The following is an 18571-nucleotide window of genomic DNA, read 5'->3' as shown; positions in this document are numbered from 1 at the left end:
CGATTCGGGTGCTGTGGCGTCGTGCGGCACGACCCTGACATCGTCGCGGGAACTCAACGGACGACCCCGCCAAACCCTCAACTGGCCGGACCCCGTCGAAGCACTCAACGAATACCTCGATGCGACAACCTGTTGAAACCCCCAGCGTGATCGTTCTTGGATTGATCATGAAGGCGGAGGGGCTTGTTTCGCTGAAGTTGAGACCTGTCGTTCGGCTGGGCGTGACCTGCTGACCACAGCACGCGGCCTCGCTGAGCAGAACTCCGCGGCGAACGGGCCACTGGTGTGGTGATGAACCGCGAGCGCTCGGCGAATGTTCGCGGAGCGCCCGCGGCCGGGTGGGTCAGCGTTCGAACTTGCGGAGGGCCATCGTGGGGGCCTCGGCCATGACCGACTCGGGCTGGACCACGCCGCCGGTCGACCACATCTTGGCCCGGCCGACCTGGACGCCGCCGTAGAGCTCGACCACGTCGTCGGGGGACAGGGTGCGGCTCTCCTGACGGTGCAGGGTGACGCGCTCGTCGTCGTTCGTGGACCCGGCGGGGCGGATGCCGCTGCCGTTGGTGCTGACGTCCTGGACGGTCAGGTTGCCGTCGGTGCGCAGGGTGAACTGGACGTGCCCTCGGCTGATCCACTTGCGGGCGTCGTCGGTGAGCCACTGGCCGAGCATGACGCCGCGGCCGCCCTCGGGGGCGCGGCCGACCACGACGGGCTCGTCGGTCGAGACCACGAAGCGGCGGCGGATGACCCCGTCGATGCGGACGGAGAGCACCTCGACCGCCGCGCGGGGGCCGGCGTCGCGCAGCTTGGCGCCGTGGCGGGGGCAGGTCGGCGCGCCGCCGCGCAGGGCCGGGGGCGGCTGGGAGACGGGGCTGGTGAAGGTGCGCATGTCGGCGAACGGGCTGTCGGGGTCGCCGGCCGAGCCGTAGGCGTTGCAGTTGGGCTCGGGGCAGCTCCAGACGCGGGCCAGCAGGCGCTCGCCCAGCGGGGAGCGCTCGGCCGGTGCCGGCGGGTCGCCCCGGCCGACGCGGGCCACGAGCACGGGGCTGCCGTCCTCACCGGTGACCGCGGCCAGGAGACGGCCCGGTTCCTCGACCCACGGGTGCCGGTCGCGGTTGCCGCGGGTGCGGGTGAGCACGGGCAGGCCGAGCAGTTCGGCCACCTCGAAGACACGGTCGTCCATCTGGGGCACGACCTCGACCTTGCCGTCGTCGGCCCAGCGGCGGATGACCATTCGCTCGTTCGAGGTCAGGTCGGTGTCGGAGAGCAGGCCACGCGGCGTCACCACATAGACGGGGACGTTCTCCTCGGCGAGGCGCTTGCTGAGAGCGTCGACGACCTGCCCGAGGCGCACGGAACTGGCCGGACGACCACCGTCGAGGTCGGCATAACGCACGATCTCGGACAGGTCGACCACCGCGCGGGCGAGGGCCGGATCGGTGGTGAGGCGGGCCTCAATGGCGTCGAGGACCTTGCTGACCTCGAATCTCATGGGTCCTCCCGGTGGGGCTGCGGGTGTCAGTGCCACGGCAATAATGCCGGGTCCGCTCCGGAGGCAAGCGTCACACCCCTCCCATACGGTCTCGTTGTCCGTCCTGTCCGTTTGCCCGAGGGGTCCTTCGGGAATTGACGTTCGTCAGAGCCGGGCGTCAATCGGGACGGCCGGACGGGCGAAGGGACGGACATGCGGACACCACGGCTCGCCGGGCTGGGTCTCGCGGCGACGGCGACGGTCGCGTTGGCGCTGGCCGGTTGCGACGGCGGCAGCGGCAGCACGACGAGCGGTGCGAGTGCCCCGGCCTCCGCCTCCGGTTCGGCTGCGGCCAGTGCGGCTGACCCGGCCGCGGTCGAGGCGCTGACCAAGGCGACCTCGCAGCTCGGCACGACCAGTTTCAAGGTCACAGCCACATCCGGTACGGGTTTCAAGCTGAACGGCGCGGTCGACCCGGCCCAGGGCAACGGCACCGCCGACCTCAGCGCGAAGGGGCCGAACGCCGAGGTCACCGTGAAGACGCTGCTCGCCGGGCAGGACCTCTACCTGCAGGTGCCCGGCATCACGAAGGCCGGCACGTGGACCCACGTCGACGTCGCCCGGCTGCCCGAGGGGGCCAACGTCGGCCTGCGGCCCGGGCAGATCGACCCGGTGAACACGTCCAACCTGCTCAATTCCTCGACCGACGTACGTTCCACGGGCGACAACTCGTACGCGGGAACTCTTGATCTGTCGAAGGCGATCGGGCTGGCCGGGGTCTCGCAGGTGACGATCGACGAGACGGGTGCGCAGGCGCAGAAGGTGCCGTTCACGGCGAAGCTCGACGAGCAGGGGCGGCTCTCCGCGCTGACCGTCGACATCCCGGCCACGAACGGGCAGGCCGCGCAGCCGCTCGAGGTCAGCTACACCGATTACGGCGTGCCGGTGAGTGTCACGAAGCCGGCCGCCTCCGAGGTCACCGAGGCCCCGGACAGCCTTTACACCTCACTGGGGAAGTGACGTCGTCGACCTGCGGGCCGTCCAGTCCGTGCTGAGCGGGCGGAACGCAGGTCGATTCTCCTCGATCCAGGCGTCGATGCGCTCCCACCAGTCGTAGAGCCAGGCGACCCGCTCCTCCTCGTCGGCGGGCACCTCCTCGGGCGGGACGCTCCAGAACTTCATCACCAGCCGCTTGTCCATCGGCAGCTCCTGCCAGACGTCGGCGACGGTCATCATGCGGTCGAGGCCGGTGTGGGCCACGAAGATGACGCCCGCGTCCGGGACCGCGTCGATCGCCGCGAACAGCCCGCCCGGCTTCGGCGGCAGGACGTGGCGCAGGTTCTCGGCGCGGGACGCCGCGTCGGCCAGCCCTCGTGCTCGCAGCCGGGCGATCGCGCTCGTGCGGCGACGCGGGGTGAAGTTGCCACCCTCGGGGAAGATCACGAAGGCGTCGTTGTCGTCGAGCCCGCTCGCGGTCTCGCCGATCTGCTGTTCGAGCGTGGTCGTGCCGGTGCGGCCGGGCGAGATGAACCGGTTGGGCAGGCGGTTGAGCAGCACATCGACCGCCGGGTCCCACTGCAGCGTGGCTTTCAGGACAATCCGCGGCTCGCGGTCGAACCAGTTGACCAGGGCGTGGATGAGGATGAACGAGTCACCCGGCCCGGCGTGCCGGCTCACCACGATCTCGGGCCGGCCGGGCATGCCCGTGTCGGGGTCGGTGCCGACCACGTCGACCGTGAGGTGCAGGGCCCACTTGGCGATCCAGAACAGGATCGCCAGGAAACGGCCGGTGACCACGTAGTGGGCGCGCTGGAAGGCGGCGTTGCGGATCTTCCAGCCGAAGCCCGACGCGACCCACAGGACGGCCAGCACGACCAGCGCGGCGGCGTCCCACAGCAGGTAGAGGATCGCCAGCAGCACGAGCCGGGGCACCCGCAGGTGGCCGGGGACCAGCGGCGAGGCCGCGAGCGCCAGGAGCAGCCAGATGGGCAGGGTGCTGAGCAGGGCGACGGCCAGCACGACGACGGCGGGGGCGATGACGAGGCGGCGCACCCAGATCGGCGGGAGCAGCATCAGGCCTCCGGCCCGGGCGGTACGTTCGCGGCCAGGTAGCGGCGGGAGGCGGTGTAGGCGCGGCTGATGCGGCGCCCGACGGCGGCCAGGTCGCGGTAGGCCCACGGGCTGTCGTCGCGGCTGTCGCCACCGCCGGTCGGGAGGACGTGCACCCTTACATCGTCGGGCAGGGCCGCAAGCTCGCGCGCGAACCGATGTCGCCGGGCGATCTCGAACGCCACCTGGGCCACCTCCCACGGGCGGCGCGGAACAGCCAGCGGACGCTCCACCCGGCCGACCTGCAGCACGAAGAGCAACTTGGCGCCGAGCCGCACCGCCTCGCCGATCGGGATCGAGTTGACGATCCCACCGTCCACATAGTGCTCGCCGGAGATCTCCATCGGCGGCAGCAGACCCGGTACGGCCGAGGACGCCAGCACGGCGTCGACCAGCGGGCCGCTGTCGAACCAGTGCTCGGCCGCGCGTTCGATGCTGGCCGCGCAGCAGTGGAACGGCACCTTCAGATCGGCGAACGTCAACTGCGCGCCCAGTTCGCTCTCGAGCAGCCGGCGCAGCGGCAACGGTGAATGCAGATGGGTACGGGCGGCGAATCGTCTGAGCTGCCGGCCGAGCGAGTCGCCGTAGACCGTGGCCGCCTCGGGCGACGTCCAGAGCCGTACGAGCCGATCGGTGACGGCCTCGGTCGGGTCGGACGCGACCAGCGCGCCGTTGACCGCGCCGATCGACGTGCCGACGACGACGTCGGGCCGGAAACCCGCCCGGAACAGGGCGCGCAGCATGCCCACCTCGACGGCGCCGAGCACGCCACCACCACCGAGCACGAACGCCACCGGACTGTTGACCATGACTTCATCGTGGCACGCTCGGCCGCGCGGGGGTTTCGAGCGTGACCACTCAGCAGGGCCGGAGCGCGACCGCCGCGTTGGTTTGAGCGCGACCACTCACGCAGGTCGCCCGGGTGGGTCGAGTGTTCTGGGCGCGCCAGCGCCCTGCTCGGCCCGCCCGGGCCCTCGGCGGGAGCGACGGTCGGTAACCCACCACCCCGCTACGACATCTTGGTCTTATGACAGAGACTTGAGATACGCGCCGTTCTGGTTCTGGAACTCCCAGCCGTAGAATTTGTCCCAGTTGATCGACCAGGTCATCAGGCCCCGGAAGTTCGGGTTGGTGCCACCGCGCAGGGTGTACGAGCCGCAGTTCGTGCCGCGGACCAGGCAACCGACCGCCTGCTGGATCGCCGCCGGCGCGACATAGCCGTTGCCGGCACTCACCGAACTCGGCGCCCCGAACGCGACCTGGTCCTCACGCAGGGCCGGGAAGACGTTGGCGGTGTTGCCCGCGACCGGGAAGCCGGCGAGCAGCATGTCGGTCATCGCGATGTGGAAGTCGGCGCCGCCCATCGAGTGATACTGGTTGTCCAGGCCCATGATCGATCCGGAGTTGTAGTCCTGGACGTGCAGGATCGTGAGATCGTTGCGCAGCGCGTGGATGACCGGAAGGTACGAGCCGGCCCTCGGGTCCTGACCGCCCCACGGTCCCGAGCCGTAATACTGGTAGCCGAGCTGCACGAAGAACGTCTCCGGGGCCATCGTGAGCACGAAGTTCGCGCCGTAACGGGCCTTGAGACCGCGCAACGCCGAGATCAGGTTGACGATGACCGGCGTCGTCGGGTTCTTGAAGTCGGTGTCACCGGTGTTCAGCGACAGCGAGTGACCTTCGAAGTCGACGTCGACGCCGTCCAGCCCGAAGCGGTCGATGATCGCGCTGACCGAGCTGACGAACTTGTCGCGGGCGGCGGTCGTCGTGAGCTGCACCTGGCCGTTCTGGCCGCCGATCGAGAGCAGCACCTTCTTCCCGGCGGTGCGCTTGGCCCGGATCGCGGCGATGAAGTCGGCCTCGCTCTCCACGCCCGGGCACTCGGCGGCCGGGCACAGGGTGAAGCGGATGTCACCCGAGGTCGCGGTGGTCGGTTCGCCGAAGGCCAGGTTGATGATGTCCCAGTTGGCGGGGACGTCGGCCATGCGTACGTAGCCGGAGCCGTTCGCGAAGCTCGAGTGCAGGTAGCCGATGAGGGCGCGCTTGGGGATGCCGGTCGCCGGGGGTGGGCTGGTCGGCGGCGGGGTCGTCGGGGGTGGGGTCGTGGTCGGGGGCGGCGTTGTCGGTGGCGTGGTGCCGCCGCAGACGCCGTTGTCGATCCAGACGTCCCACTGTCCGCTGTGGGTGGAGGGGGACTCGTTCTGGGTCCACCACTTGGCGGTGTAGTTGTGGCCGCTCTGCGAGGCCACGTTGTCTTTCACGTAGGTGGCGGTGGCGCTCCAGGCCGGCGCGCAGGCGGCCGCGGCACTGGCCGTCGAGGCCAGATAGACGGTGCCACCGCCGGCCGCGAGCACCACGGCCATACTCAGGATCATCGATCGACGCATAGCCAAGTATGAATACTGTTAACTTTATTTGTAAATAGTGCGCTGCCTGCGTCGGCCTGCTCGGATGGCATCGATCCGGTTCGCCTGGGTAGCGTTGCGGCCGTGCCAGAGGGACATACGATTCACCGGCTCGCGGCGCGGCACCGGGAGCTGTTCGCCGGGCGGGTGTTGCGGGTCAGCAGTCCGCAGGGGCGATTTGCCGACGGGGCCACGATGGTCGACGGGCGGCGGCTGCACGACGCCGAGGCGTACGGGAAGCACCTGTTGCACCACTACGAGGGTGACCTCAGCGTGCACGTCCACCTCGGGCTCTACGGGAAGGTCGCCGACGGGGAGCCGCCCGTGCCCGAGCCGGTCGGGCAGGTGCGCATGCGGATCGTGAGCGACGCGCACTGGCTTGATCTGCGCGGGCCGACCGCCTGTGCGGTGTTCGATCCGGCGCAGGCCCAGATGCTGCGGGAACGGCTCGGGGCCGACCCGCTGCGGGACGACGCCGACTCCCAGAAGGCGGGGGAGAAGATCCGCAAGAGCGCCAAGCCGATCTTCGCCCTGCTGATGGACCAGTCGATCGTCGCGGGGTGCGGACTGATCTACGCCAACGAGGTTCTCTTCCGGGCCGGGCTCGCGCCGACCATGCCGGGGCGGGCCGTCGGCAGCGAGCTCTGGGACGAGATCTGGACCGACCTGCGCGCGCTCATGAAGGAGGGTGTGGTCCACGGCCGCATCGACACCGTGCACACGCGGCACACGCCCGAGGCCATGCAGCGGGCGCCTCGCGTCGACCGGCACGGCGGCGAGGTCTACGTCTATCGCCGTCCGGGGCAGCCATGCCTGGTCTGCGGCACCTCGGTGGCCAGGGGCCCGCTGGCCGGCCGCAACCTGTACTGGTGTCCTACGTGTCAGCCGGCGCGCTAGGGGGCGTGCTCGGGGTCGGGCCGGATGAAGCCTCGCCGGGAATGCCCAGCTTGAAGTTCGCCGCCAGCCAGGGCAGAAGCTTCTCGTACGCCGCGATGGTCGTGGGCTGGTTGAAGTCGTGCGAGAGCACGATCGAGCCGGGCCGCACCTGCTTGCGTACGTCGACGATCAGCCTTTCGACGTGCTGGGCGTCGGTCTCCTTCTCGGGGTGTTCCCAGTCGCGCGGGTCCACCTCCCAGTAGAGCGAGGTCATTGCGCTGCTCGCCGCGACCCCGACCAGCCGGTCGGTGAAGTTGCCGCCGGGTGCGCGGAAGAACGGGATCGTCGCGTTCGGCTCGGCCGCGAGGATCTCGGCATTCGTACGGTCCAGGTCGGCCTTGATCTTGGCGGGCTTGTCCTTACCGATCGTGAGGCTGTGGTCCCACGTGTGGTTGCAGAGCGTGTGCCCCTGGGCGACGATCTGCCGGACGATGTCGGGGTGCCGCTTCACCTGCGCGCCGACCAGGCAGAACACCGCCTTGACCCGGTATTTGGCGAGCAGTTCGAGAATGCGCGGGGTCTGCACCGGGTCGGGTCCGTCGTCGAACGTGAGGGCGACGACCTCGCTGCCCGTGGTGCGCAGCGACTGTCCCGGTCCGGCGGGGTTCTCCTTCTTGTCCGCGGGGGCCTTGGAGGGCTGAACCGGCGGCGGGGCCTTGGTGGCGGTCGCGGTCGGGGTCGGCTCGACCTTCGCGGGAGCCTCGTCCTTGACCGGGGTCGTCTCGTCGCGATCCGACGACTGCGGTGGCGGTGCCGCCTGCGGAGTCTTCTTGCCGGCCTGTACGCCGACGACCGCCTGCGCGGCCGCGTTGACGGCGTCGATGCCGTCGCGACGTTGCTGGGACGGCATGGCCAGCAGCACGATGCCGATCGCGACCAGCGAGGCGAGCAGAACCTGCTGGCGCTTCTTGCCCATCAGCAGCCACGACTCGATTGGCAGGGTGCCGGGGGCGCGGTGCGAACCGGTGGCGGCGGGCCGGGCGTTGCGGGGGCGGCGCTGGGCCGGCACCCGGGCGGCGTGCCGGGGGCCGTTGGCGGGACGCTGGTGTCGCGCGGAGCGGGTCGGCCTCGATGTCGCGGCGCTGGAAGTGGCCGCGTGCGCGTCCACAAGCGACGTCACCGCCACGCGAGGTCCACTGCGCACGCTGACGTCGGCCAGTGATTCCGGTCGGCGGTGGCGCCCGGTGGAGGAATCGTCGTCGCCCACCGAAGGCGTCGGAATACGGGGCGATTGCGGCGACATGTCACATGCCTACCGTGTTCGCATGATCAAGCGCGAGACCGAATCGGTGGCCGTCGAGCTACGCAGAGCGATAGTCCCTGGTGGCGTTCAGTGATGCGTGAATCACAAATGCGCGTGAACGGCCTCGGTGGCCTTGCGGGCCGCGATCAGAATCGGATCCCACACCGGCGCGAAGGGCGGCGCGTAGCTCAGGTCGAGCGCCGTCATCTCCTCGACGGTCATCCGGTTCCAGATCGCCACGGCGAGCGCGTCGATGCGCTTGGCGGCCTCGGCACGGCCGACGATCTGGGCCCCGAGCAGAGCTCCCGTACGCCGTTCGGCGATCAGCTTGACCGTCATCATCTCGGCCCCGGGGTAGTAGCCGGCGCGGTTGGTCGAGTCGACGCTCGCCGTCACGAACGAGTAACCGGCCGCGCGCGCCTCTTTGGACGTCAGCCCGGTGCGCGACACCTCGAGCTCGCAGACCTTGGTGACCGCGGTGCCGATGACGCCCGGGAACGTGGCGTAGCCGCCGCCGATGTTGATGCCGGCCACCCGGCCCTGCTTGTTCGCGTGAGTGCCCAGTGGCACATAGACGGCCTGCCCGGTGAGCAGGTGACGGGTCTCGACGCAGTCGCCGACGGCCCAGACGCCTTCCGTGCCTTCGGCCCGCATGCGCAAATCAGTGCGTACGCCCCCGGTCGAACCGACCGCGAGACCGGCGTCCCTGGCCAGGGCAGAGTTCGGGCGTACGCCGAGACCGAGAACGACGATGTCGGCGGGGATCGTGCCGTCCGCGGTGACGACCCCGCGCACCCGGCCGCCGGCTGTTTCGAGGCCCTCGACGTGCGCGTCGGTGTGCACCTCGATGCCCAGGCCGCGCATCGACTTCTGCACGAGCGCGCCCATGTCGGGGTCGACGGTCTTGCCCATCGGCTGGGGTGACTTCTCGAGCAGCGTGACCTCGAGCCCGCGGAGCACCATGGCCTCGGCCATCTCGACGCCGACGTAGCCGCCGCCGATCACCACCGCCCGGCGCGGCTTCGGGTCGCTGTCGAGCCAGGTGTGCACGGCCTCGCCGTCGCCGAGGGTCTGCACGCCGAAGACGCCGGCCTCGGGCACCCGTGCCCACTCCGGCATGAAGGGGCTGGCCCCGGTGGCGTACACCAGGTGGTCGAACGGCTCTCTCGTCTCACCGCCGCCGGTCAGGTCGTGCACCAGCACCTCGCGGCGGTCGAGGTCGATGCCGACCACCTCGTGCCGCAGCCGCACGTCGATCCCGTTCTTGCGGTGTTCCTCGGGCGTGCGGGTGATCAGCGCGTCCGGACCGTCGACCGCGCCGCCGATCCAGTACGGAATGCCACAGGCTGAGTACGAGGTGTAGTCGCCCCGCTCGAAGGCGACGATCGACAGGTCGTCGGCGCCCAGGCGCTTGCGGGCCTGCGACGCGGCCGACATGCCCGCGGCGTCCCCGCCGATTACCACGAGTTTCACGGGTCCAGCCTACTTTTCGGGTACGTCGCCCCGGGTCAGACGGGCGAATCGGTCGACCACGTCACTGATCGTGCCGCCCTGGGCCATGATCGAGCGCTGGCGCGCGGCGCCCGTGCCCTCCGAGCGCAGCCGTCCCATCAGGACAGTGGCCGTACGCAGGTCACCGTGCCGTTCGAGCTCGGGCGTCACGTAGTCGAAGAGCTGCCGCATCAGCCGCCACGCCGGGCGCGTCTCACGGGTGGCCATGTCGATGTTCAGGCCCTCGAGACCGTCGTGCGCGGCCCGCCAGTGAGCGGCCATGAGCAGCGGGTGCGGCACGTCGGGGGCGGGCACGCCGTCGAGCACGTCGCGCAGCAGGGTCGCGACCAGCGCGCGGGCCAGCGCGGCGAGCAGCACGGCGTCGTCGGCGGTCGGCATCACGTCGCCCATCCGGATCTCGACCGTCGGGTAGCGGGCGGACAACCGGGCGTACCAGTAGAGCATCCCCTCGTCGAGCATCGCGCCGCTGGCCTCGAGGTCGCCGACCAGGGTCTCGTACTGCTGGAACGAGCGCAGGTAGGGCGTGGGGCCGACGGTGGGCCAACGCTCCCAGAGCATCGAGCGCCAGCTTGCGTACCCGGTGTCGCGGCCGTTGAAAAGCGGCGAATTGGTCGTGGCGGCCTGGAAGATCGGCAGCCAGGGGCGCAGGTGGTTGAGGATCTGCACGCCGGTCTCGTCATCGGGGACGCTGACGTGCACATGGGTGCCGCACATGCCCGGCCCGGGGGAGAGGTCGCCGTAGTGCTCGCGCATGCGGTGGTAGCGCGGGGTGTCGACGAGCCGGATGTTCCCGCCGGCGGCCGGCCCGGTGCCCATGGCCAGCAGTCGCGCCCCGGCTGCCTCGGCGGCGTCGGCGACCCCGGCCCGCAGGTCCCTGAGGGCCTTCGACAACGCCTTCAGCTCGAGCTGGGGAGGGCTCGCGATCTCGATCTGGCCGCGGCTGAACTCGTGCTGCACGGACCCGCGGATCTCGGCCGGCAGGTGGTCGAAGACCTGCTCGACGGCCTCGACGGCGCGCGGCTCGACGGCGTCGACCAGCATGTACTCCTCCTCGACGCCGAGGGTGAGCAGATCGTTGGCCTCGGCCTTCTCGGCCAGTGCGGGAGAGATCGTGGTCGAGTCCGCGGTGTCCATGCGCGGCCAATACCCGACCGGTGCCGCAGGGAAACGATTCGGCTTGACTTTTACTGTTAACAGTCCTAAAGATTGATACACATCAGTGTAATGCGGCGGAAGGACGGCCATGAGACGCTCCAGATCGATCATCTTGGCGACCGTTGCGGCGCTCGTCGCGGGGGGCACGGCCACCTGGATCGGCGCCGGCTCGGCGGCGGCCGCGGCGGCCTGTGCCCCGGCGTGGAGCGCGAGCGCCGTCTACGTCGGCGGCAACAGCGCCTCGCAGAACGGGCACAACTACACGGCGAAGTGGTGGACGCAGAACGAGTCGCCGGCTGCGCACAGCGGGCAGTGGGACGTCTGGGCCGACAACGGCGTCTGCGGCGGCACGACCCCGCCGACCACGCCGCCGCCGACCACACCGCCACCCACGACCCCGCCGCCGACCACACCGCCGCCCTCGAACGGGCAGCTTCCGGCGCACTTCCTCACCGGTTACTGGCAGAACTTCGACAACGGCGCGGCACCGCTCAAGCTGGCCGCGGTCCCGAACAACTACGACCTGATCGCGGTCGCCTTCGCCGACGCCACCTCGACGCCCGGCGCGGTCACGTTCAACCTCGACCCGGGTCTGGCGAGCGCGGTCGGCGGCTACACCGACGCGCAGTTCAAGGCCGACATCGCCACGCTGCACTCCCGCGGCAAGAAGGTCGTCATCTCCGTCGGGGGTGAGAAGGGCACGGTCGCCGTCAACAGCACCGCCGCGGCCACGGCCTTCGCCGACTCCGTACACCGGTTGATCGCCACGTACGGCTTCGACGGTGTCGACATCGACCTCGAGAACGGGCTGAACCCGACCTATATGGCCCAGGCGCTGCGGAGCCTGCGCACCAAGGTCGGCTCGAGCCTGCTCATCACGATGGCGCCGCAGACCATCGACATGCAGACGCCCGGGTCGTCGTACTTCGCGCTCGCGCTGAGCATCAAGGACATCCTCACGGTCGTCTTCACGCAGTACTACAACTCCGGCGCGATGCTCGGGTGCGACAACAATGCCGCGTACGGGCAGGGGTCGGTGAACTTCCTGACCGCGCTGGCCTGCATTCAGACCGAGAACGGGCTGCGCCCCGACCAGGTCGCGCTCGGGCTGCCGGCCAGCAGCCGCGCGGCCGGGGGTGGGTACGTGGCCCCGACCGTGGTCAACAACGCGCTCGACTGCCTGGCCCGCGCGACGAACTGCGGCTCGTTCCGCCCGCCGCGCACCTATCCGGGCATCCGCGGCGCGATGACCTGGTCGATCAACTGGGACGTCACCAACGGCAACGGCTTCGCCAACACCGTCAAGCCGCACCTCGCCACCCTGCCCTGATCTTCGCCGCTCTTCCGGCTCTTCAATGCTCCCCAGGTGTGCGGCCGCTCCGTCCAGCGGCCGCACGCCGCCGTTTGCGCACCTTCTTGGCGACCCAGCTCGCGATGGTGAGGACGATGACGGCCCAGATGGCGTAGTCGAACCACTGGCTGTATTTCTCCAGGTCTTGCCAGCGGGAGCCGAGGGCGTAGCCGCCGCCGACGAAGATCGCGTTCCAGACGCCGCTGCCGATGGTCGTGAAGAGCGTGAACAGACCGAGGTTCATATGGTTGGCGCCGGCCGGGATCGACACCAGGCTGCGGACCACCGGGGCACACCGTCCGAACAGGACGGCCGCGTTGGCATGGCGCTCGAACCAGCGGTCAGCCTGGTTGAGGTCGTCGGCGTCGACCAGTGGGATGCGGTCGAGCCAGCGGCGCAGTCGTTCCTCGCCCAGGCCGTAGCCGAGCCAGTAGAGCAGCAGCGCGCCGACCAGCGAGCCCAGGGTGGCCGCGAGGTAGACCAGCACCAGGTTGACCCGGCCCTCGCCGGCCAGGTAGCCCCCGAGGGAGAGCACGATCTCGCTGGGGATGGGCGGAACGATGTTTTCCAGCGCGACGAGCAGGCCGACGCCCACCTCACCGAGCGACTCGATGACGGACGCGATCCACCCCGTCAGGCCACCCTGCTGACTCAGCCCTGCTTCTGCCATCGCCTCTTCCTACCCGGCCAACCTGAAACCAACCTGAAGCGCATATGCCGACGGTCGGTATATAGTGGCGGCGTGAACGAGCCGACCTTTCTGATCCTCACGGCGCTGGCCGGCGAACCTCGCCACGGCTACGCCGTGATCGAGGACGTTGAGCGGATAACCGGCGGCCGGGTGCGGTTGCGCGCCGGCACGCTCTACGCCGCGCTCGACCGGCTGCGCGGCGAGGGCCTCATCGAGGTCGACCGCGAAGAGATCGTGCAGTCCCGGCTGCGGCGCTACTACCGGCTCACGGGGGCCGGCGAGCAGCGCCTCGGGGCCGAGTCCGCCCGCCTGCGCGAGCAGGCCACCATCGCCGAGCGGCGCCTGCGCGCCCGCCGCACCGATTTCGGGGGAGCAACCGCGTGACCGAGACGCGTTACCGCCGTCTGCTCGCGCTCTACCCGCGCGACTTCCGCCAGGAATACGGCGAAGAGATGCTCGCCGTCCTGATGACCGACCCGCGCCGCGGCCAGGTCGTCGACGTGCTGCGCGGCGCGGGCGCCGCCCATCTGCGAGCGGTTCGTTCCGGCCACGACCGGGCGGCCCGGGTGGTGCAGATCTTCGGCGCGATCCTGCTGTTGGGGGTGGCCCTGCGCCGATCGGGCGGCGGGCTCCTGAACCCGCTCCTGAGCGCCGAGCCCAGGCCGATATACCTCGAAGGGGTCGACGCGATTCGTCTTCTCGGCTGGGGTCTCGTGGTGGTCGCGGCGTTCCGCGGGTGGCGGGCGATCGGCGCGGCTGCCGCCCTGGCCGCGCTGGCCGGCGAGATCGCCTCCCCCGCCCGGTTCTATGTGGACACTCCCGCTTCCGTGCTGCACGTCTATTGGATGATCGTCGCCGGTGGGGTCGTGCTGATCGCGGGTCTGGTCGCGAGGGGCGGGGCCGTCGCCCGCCCGCGCGGTCTCGCCGCGATCGTCCTGGCCGGGGTGTTCCTCGCGCTGCAGAGCCCGATTCTGTTTGTTCACGAGCTGTCGCCGTTGCGGTCCGGGCTGGTCGCTCTGGCCGCCGCGCTGGTGCTGGTCGCGTTGATCCGGCAGAGCTCAGAGATCCGTGGCCGCCTGGTCTGCTGGGCCGCCCCGGTGATCGTGACGCTGCCGCTGGTCCAGTGGGGCTTCGGCGGATTCATCGAACACAACATGCGTCACCCGGAATCGACCCGGCTGATCAACCCGATGCAGTGGACCGTGCTGGTGCTCGTCCCGATCGTGGCTTTCGTTGCGACCTCGTGGCTCGGCAGCCGGCGTTCGAAAGGGCGACCGGTCGCCGCCGACGGTTTCGGGGGCACATATGACGGTGATGTAAGAAGGCATGACTGACCGGTGGTATCGGAAAGCTGTTGTCTACTGCGCCGACATCGACACGTTCGCCGACTCGAACGGGGACGGGTGCGGTGACATCCGCGGGATGATCGGCCGGCTCGACTATCTGGCCCGGCTGGGCGTCACCTGTTTGTGGCTCAACCCGATCCACCCGACGCCCGACCGCGACGACGGCTACGACGTCACCGATTTCTACAACGTCGACCCGCGGTTCGGGAACCTGGGCGACTTCGCCGAGTTGCTGCATCAGGCCGGCAACCTCGGCATCAAAGTCATCATCGACCTGGTCGTCAACCACACCTCCGACCAGCACCCGTGGTTCCAGTCGGCGCGGTCGTCGCCCGACTCGCCCTACCGCGACTGGTACGTCTGGGCCGACCACGCTCCCGACGATCGCAAGCAGGGCATGGTGTTCCCGGGCGAGCAGGACGAGACCTGGACCTACGACCGCACGGCGAAGCTCTGGTATTACCACCGGTTCTACAAGTTCCAGCCCGACCTCAACATCAACAATCCGGAAGTGCGCGAGGAGATCAAGAAGATCTGCGCGTTCTGGCTGCAGCTCGGGGTGGCCGGGTTCCGCATGGACGCCGTGCCGTTCATCGTCGAGCAGACCGAGCCGGGCAACCCCAACTCGCCCAAGGACCTCGAGTTCCTCAGCGAGCTGCGGCAGTGGGTGCAGTGGCGCAAGGGCGACGCCGTGCTCCTGGCCGAAGCCAACGTCGAGCCGGACGAGTTGCTGACCTTCTTCGGCGACGCCGGTGGCTCGAACAACCGCATTCACATGCTCTTCGACTTCTACCTCAACAGCCGGCTGATCCTGGCCCTGGCCCGCGAGGACGCCGAGCCGATCATCGACGGCCTGCGCGACACCCCGAAGCTGCCCGAGGGCGCCCAGTGGGCCACCTTCCTGCGCAACCACGACGAGATCGACCTGTCCCGGCTCACCGCCGAGCAGCGCGCCGAGGTGTTCGCGAAGTTCGGACCGGACGAGAACATGCAGCTCTACGGCCGGGGCATCCGTCGGCGGCTGGCTCCGATGCTCGGCAACGACCGGCGGCACGTCGAGCTGGCCTATGCCCTGCAGTTCTCGCTGCGAGGCACTCCGGTGCTGCGCTACGGCGAAGAGATCGGCATGGGCGACGACCTGTCGCAGGACGGGCGCAACGCCATTCGTACGGCCATGCAGTGGAACCTGACGGCCAACGGCGGGTTCTCGTCGGCCAAGAAGCAAGACCTGGCCCGTCCGACGATCGAGGGCGGTGACTTCGGGTGGGAGACGGTCAACGTGACCCTGCAGCGGCACGATCCGAGCTCGCTGCTGTCGTGGTTCGAGCGCATGATCCGTACGCTCCGGGAGGCGCCCGAGGTCGGCACGGGAACGACCAAACACATCGATGTTCCGGCGCCGACCAGTGTGTTGGTCCACCGGGCCGACGGCGAGACCGGCACGATGGTCTTCGTGCACAACCTGGGTTCCGAGGCGGCCACCCTCGATCTCAGCTCGCTCTATCCCGAGGCTGAGCAACCCAACGACGTCCTGGCCGACCAGGAGTACGCCGAGTTGGGCAAGTGTGACAAGGTCGAGGTCGCCGGGCGCGGATATCGATGGATTCGGCTACGCCGGATGCCGTGACGCGGGTTATTGTGCACTCCCAGTGCATGTTTACGTACGGAGGTCGTAGTGTCGCAGTCCGTCCCCACCCGCGTCGCCATCGTCACCGGAGCCGCCCGCGGCATCGGTGAGGCCACCGCCCGCCAGCTCGCCGCCGACGGCATGGCCGTGGCCGTCGTCGACCTCGACGAGGGCGCCTGCGCCAACACGGTGACCGCCATCCACGACGCGGGTGGCACGGCCCTCGCGGTCGGCGCCGACGTCTCCGACGCGATCCAGGTCGGCGCGGCCGTCGAGCGGGTCACCGCCGAGCTGGGCGCCCCGACCGTGCTGGTCAACAACGCCGGCGTGCTGCGCGACAACCTCCTCTTCAAAATGACCGACGACGACTGGGAGACCGTGATGGCGGTCCACCTGCGCGGCGCGTTCCTCTTCAGCCGCGCGGTGCAGAAGCACATGGTCGACGCCGGTTGGGGCCGCATCGTCAGCCTCTCCAGCACCTCGGCGCTCGGCAACCGCGGTCAGGCCAACTACGCCGCGGCCAAGGCAGGCCTGCAGGGCTTCACCAAGACCCTCGCCATCGAGCTGGGCCGTTTCGGCATCACCGCCAACGCCGTCGCCCCCGGCTTCATCGTCACCGACATGACCGCGGCCACCGCGGCCCGCGTCGGCGTCGATTTCGCCCAGTTCGAGAAGGCCGCGGTGGCCCAGATCCCGGTCGGTCGGGCGGGTCGCCCCGAGGACGTCGCCAACGCCGTATCCTTCCTCGTCAGTGAGGGTGCCGGTTTCGTTTCCGGGCAGGTCATCTACGTCGCCGGAGGCCCGCGCGCATAATACGGCGTTTGCTGAGAGGCGCTACAAAGAGATGATGATGAACCGACGCATGAGCTCCCGCAGCGTGTCGCTCACCAGCACGTTCTTGCTTCTGGCGGCGGGTGGCGCGGCGGCGTGCGACAACGACGACGACTACCAGGACGCGGGCTTCTACTGCGCCAACGAGCAGGGCGTCGTGGTCGACGACGACGAGTGCGACGACGACGACAACCGTTCCTCGGGTCTGGGCTTCATCCCGTTCATCTGGTACTCCTCCCTTTACCGCCCGGGCTACCCGGTCGGCACAGTGCTGCCGGCCGGGGGCAACAAGTTCGCCTACAACGACCGGGCCGCGCGCCAGTCGTTCGGCCTCCCGGCCACCGGCAAGATCAGCAACGGCACCATCAAGACCAGCGTCATCGGCAAGGGCGGCACCGCCCGCGGTTCCAGCAAGAGTTCGGGCGGCTGAGCGTGCGCAGAGTTCCCCACGGTCCGGTCCGCGACGGCTGGAAGCTCACCAACTTCAGCCTCGGCCTCACCTACAACGACACCGAACTGCCCGACGGGTCGATGGTCTCGTACTGGCAGGAGGGGCCGTACTACGACTTCACCGCCGCCGAGATCGAAGAGCTCGAGACGGCCACCACCGCGCTGTACGAGATGTGCATCGAGGCCGGCGACTGGATGGTGAAGCAGTGCCCGCGCCACACCGTGCAGGGCCGCCGCGAGGGCTACTTCGCGTCCATCTGCAACCCCGGCACCTGCTTCCTGGCCAAGATCGGCGTCCCCGAGTTCGCCCACGAGCAGATCATCCGTACGTGGTTCGACGGCGACGCCGAGACGTGGACGCACTACGACAAAGACCCCGACATGCGGCTGCCGATGGAGACGCCCGACTACTCGCCGAGCGTCTACGGCCGTTTCGACCTCTGGTACAACGGCGCCGGCAGCACGCCCAAGCTGCTCGAGTTCAACGCGCAGACGCCCACCTCGCTGGTCGAGAGCGCGGTCATCCAGTGGCACTGGGCCGACCAGACCAACCTCACCCAGCACCCGTGGCGCCAGTGGAACTCGATCCACGACCGCCTCGCCGGCTGGCCCTCGGCCCCCGGCGAGCCCGGCGACCCGGGCGCCTGGCGCCGCAACATCGACAAGCTCCGTGAGGCGCGCACCTGGCTCCCCGAGAAGCCGAAGATCTTCTTCGCCTACGAGACGTCCGAGACCTCCGGCGAGGACCGGATGAACGTGGCCTACATGATGTCCACGGCCGAGGAGGCCGGCTACCCGGTCGAGCTGATCGCGATGAGCCAGATCGGCTGGGACGTCGCCGGCGACCGCGTGGTCTTCGTCCCTGGCCCCGGCAAGGAACACCAGTCCGAGCCGATCGACATCATCTTCATGCTCTATCCGTGGGAGTGGTTCTGGACCGAGGAGGGCGGCAAGGCCTTCTTCCGCAACATGGCCGACCCCACCAAGCACGGCACGGTCTGGATCGAGCCGCCCTACAAGGCCGCCCTGCTGGGCAACAAGGCGATCCTGCCGGTGCTGTGGATGCTCTTCGGCGATCACCCCGAGCGCAGCAAATACCTGCTCCCGGCCTACTTCGCCGAGTCCTCCAAGGCGTCGGAGCTCAAGAGCTACGCCAAGAAGCCGATCTGGGGCCGCGAGGGCGGTTCGGTCACGCTCGTCCGCGACGGCGAGAAGATCACCGAAAACCCTTCCGAGTACGGCGCTGACGGCCGCTACGTCGTACAGGAGCTCTGTGAACTCCCGTCGTTCGAGGGGCTTGAGGGCGTCGTGCACCCGGTGATCGGCTCGTGGCTGGTCGACGGCGAGCCGGCCGGCATGGGCATCCGCGAGGGGCTGGGCGTGAACGGCCTGGTGACGAACAACATGAGCTTCTTCGTGCCGCACACGATCGAGGCCGACTGAC

General features: G+C 69.5%; 17 protein-coding genes. 9 read left to right on the top strand and 8 right to left on the bottom strand.

Features of this window, described 5'->3' with window-relative positions:
- Positions 1–343 precede the first annotated feature (343 nt).
- Positions 344–1492, bottom strand: a complete 1149-nt coding sequence (locus EER30_RS02190; protein WP_127497720.1) for an FHA domain-containing protein — start codon at positions 1490–1492, stop codon at positions 344–346.
- Positions 1493–1684: 192 nt separating this feature from the next.
- On the opposite strand from EER30_RS02190, the gene EER30_RS02185 reads away from it, so the two are divergent.
- A complete protein-coding gene (locus EER30_RS02185; RefSeq protein ID WP_164842203.1) occupies positions 1685–2491 on the top strand; it encodes a hypothetical protein in 807 nt (268 codons plus the stop codon).
- Here the strand turns inward: EER30_RS02185 and EER30_RS02180 are convergent.
- The 3 genes from EER30_RS02180 to EER30_RS02170 all read right to left on the bottom strand — a co-directional run bounded on the left by EER30_RS02180 (position 2477) and on the right by EER30_RS02170 (position 5955).
- On the bottom strand, positions 2477–3544 hold the full coding sequence (locus EER30_RS02180; RefSeq protein WP_127497718.1) for a 1-acyl-sn-glycerol-3-phosphate acyltransferase: 1068 nt from the start codon (positions 3542–3544) through the stop codon (positions 2477–2479). The two genes, EER30_RS02185 and EER30_RS02180, sit on opposite strands and share 15 nt — an antisense overlap.
- Complete coding sequence (locus EER30_RS02175; protein WP_127497716.1) at positions 3544–4389, bottom strand: patatin-like phospholipase family protein; 846 nt, start codon at positions 4387–4389, stop codon at positions 3544–3546. Before EER30_RS02175 ends, EER30_RS02180 begins: the two co-directional genes overlap by 1 nt.
- 216 nt (positions 4390–4605) lie before the next feature.
- Positions 4606–5955: a chitinase gene (locus EER30_RS02170; RefSeq protein ID WP_432417495.1), complete on the bottom strand. Its 1350-nt coding sequence runs from the start codon at positions 5953–5955 to the stop codon at positions 4606–4608.
- Between the two features lie 114 nt (positions 5956–6069).
- On the opposite strand from EER30_RS02170, the gene EER30_RS02165 reads away from it, so the two are divergent.
- A complete protein-coding gene (locus EER30_RS02165) occupies positions 6070–6882 on the top strand; it encodes an Fpg/Nei family DNA glycosylase (protein ID WP_127497713.1) in 813 nt (270 codons plus the stop codon).
- On the opposite strand, the gene EER30_RS02160 is transcribed toward EER30_RS02165, so the two are convergent.
- The 3 genes from EER30_RS02160 to EER30_RS02150 form a co-directional block, all read right to left on the bottom strand.
- The gene (locus EER30_RS02160; RefSeq protein WP_240669711.1) at positions 6860–8041 is read right to left on the bottom strand and encodes a polysaccharide deacetylase family protein; all 1182 of its coding nucleotides are present in this window, start codon (positions 8039–8041) and stop codon (positions 6860–6862) included. The genes EER30_RS02165 and EER30_RS02160 overlap by 23 nt on opposite strands.
- Before the next feature lie 225 nt (positions 8042–8266).
- Positions 8267–9637 (bottom strand): FAD-dependent oxidoreductase, encoded by a 1371-nt coding sequence (locus EER30_RS02155; protein WP_127497711.1) that lies wholly within the window; start codon positions 9635–9637, stop codon positions 8267–8269.
- A 9-nt stretch (positions 9638–9646) separates the two neighbouring features.
- Positions 9647–10810, bottom strand: a complete 1164-nt coding sequence (locus EER30_RS02150; protein ID WP_127497709.1) for a carboxylate-amine ligase — start codon at positions 10808–10810, stop codon at positions 9647–9649.
- Positions 10811–10919: 109 nt separating this feature from the next.
- Between EER30_RS02150 and EER30_RS02145 the strand changes: the two genes are divergently transcribed.
- Positions 10920–12161, top strand: coding sequence for a chitinase (locus EER30_RS02145; RefSeq protein WP_127497707.1), 1242 nt, complete (start codon positions 10920–10922; stop codon positions 12159–12161).
- A gap of 22 nt (positions 12162–12183) precedes the next feature.
- On the opposite strand, the gene EER30_RS02140 is transcribed toward EER30_RS02145, so the two are convergent.
- Positions 12184–12852: a DedA family protein gene (locus tag EER30_RS02140; RefSeq protein ID WP_127497705.1), complete on the bottom strand. Its 669-nt coding sequence runs from the start codon at positions 12850–12852 to the stop codon at positions 12184–12186.
- Positions 12853–12924: 72 nt separating this feature from the next.
- On the opposite strand from EER30_RS02140, the gene EER30_RS02135 reads away from it, so the two are divergent.
- The 6 genes from EER30_RS02135 to EER30_RS02110 are packed head-to-tail and all read left to right on the top strand — an operon-like array spanning position 12925 to position 18570.
- Complete coding sequence (locus tag EER30_RS02135) at positions 12925–13257, top strand: PadR family transcriptional regulator (RefSeq protein WP_127497703.1); 333 nt, start codon at positions 12925–12927, stop codon at positions 13255–13257.
- Positions 13254–14207 carry a hypothetical protein gene (locus tag EER30_RS02130; protein ID WP_127497701.1) on the top strand — a complete coding sequence of 318 codons (954 nt, stop codon included), beginning with the start codon at positions 13254–13256 and terminating at the stop codon, positions 14205–14207. Before EER30_RS02135 ends, EER30_RS02130 begins: the two co-directional genes overlap by 4 nt.
- Positions 14200–15846, top strand: a complete 1647-nt coding sequence (locus EER30_RS02125; protein ID WP_127497699.1) for an alpha-amylase family protein — start codon at positions 14200–14202, stop codon at positions 15844–15846. The genes EER30_RS02130 and EER30_RS02125 overlap by 8 nt, the downstream gene beginning before the upstream one ends.
- A 48-nt stretch (positions 15847–15894) precedes the next feature.
- Positions 15895–16659 carry a 3-oxoacyl-ACP reductase FabG gene (gene fabG / locus EER30_RS02120; protein ID WP_127497697.1) on the top strand — a complete coding sequence of 255 codons (765 nt, stop codon included), beginning with the start codon at positions 15895–15897 and terminating at the stop codon, positions 16657–16659.
- A gap of 49 nt (positions 16660–16708) precedes the next feature.
- Complete coding sequence (locus EER30_RS02115) at positions 16709–17107, top strand: hypothetical protein (RefSeq protein ID WP_240669710.1); 399 nt, start codon at positions 16709–16711, stop codon at positions 17105–17107.
- Between the two features lie 2 nt (positions 17108–17109).
- The gene (locus EER30_RS02110; protein WP_127497694.1) at positions 17110–18570 is read left to right on the top strand and encodes a glutathionylspermidine synthase family protein; all 1461 of its coding nucleotides are present in this window, start codon (positions 17110–17112) and stop codon (positions 18568–18570) included.
- Position 18571 lies beyond the last annotated feature (1 nt).

Source organism: Actinoplanes solisilvae, from assembly GCF_003999975.1.
Taxonomy (GTDB): Bacteria; Actinomycetota; Actinomycetes; order Mycobacteriales; family Micromonosporaceae; genus Actinoplanes; species Actinoplanes solisilvae.
The sequence above is the reverse complement of the archived record's forward strand: the minus strand, read 5'-3'. Positions and strand labels throughout refer to the sequence as shown.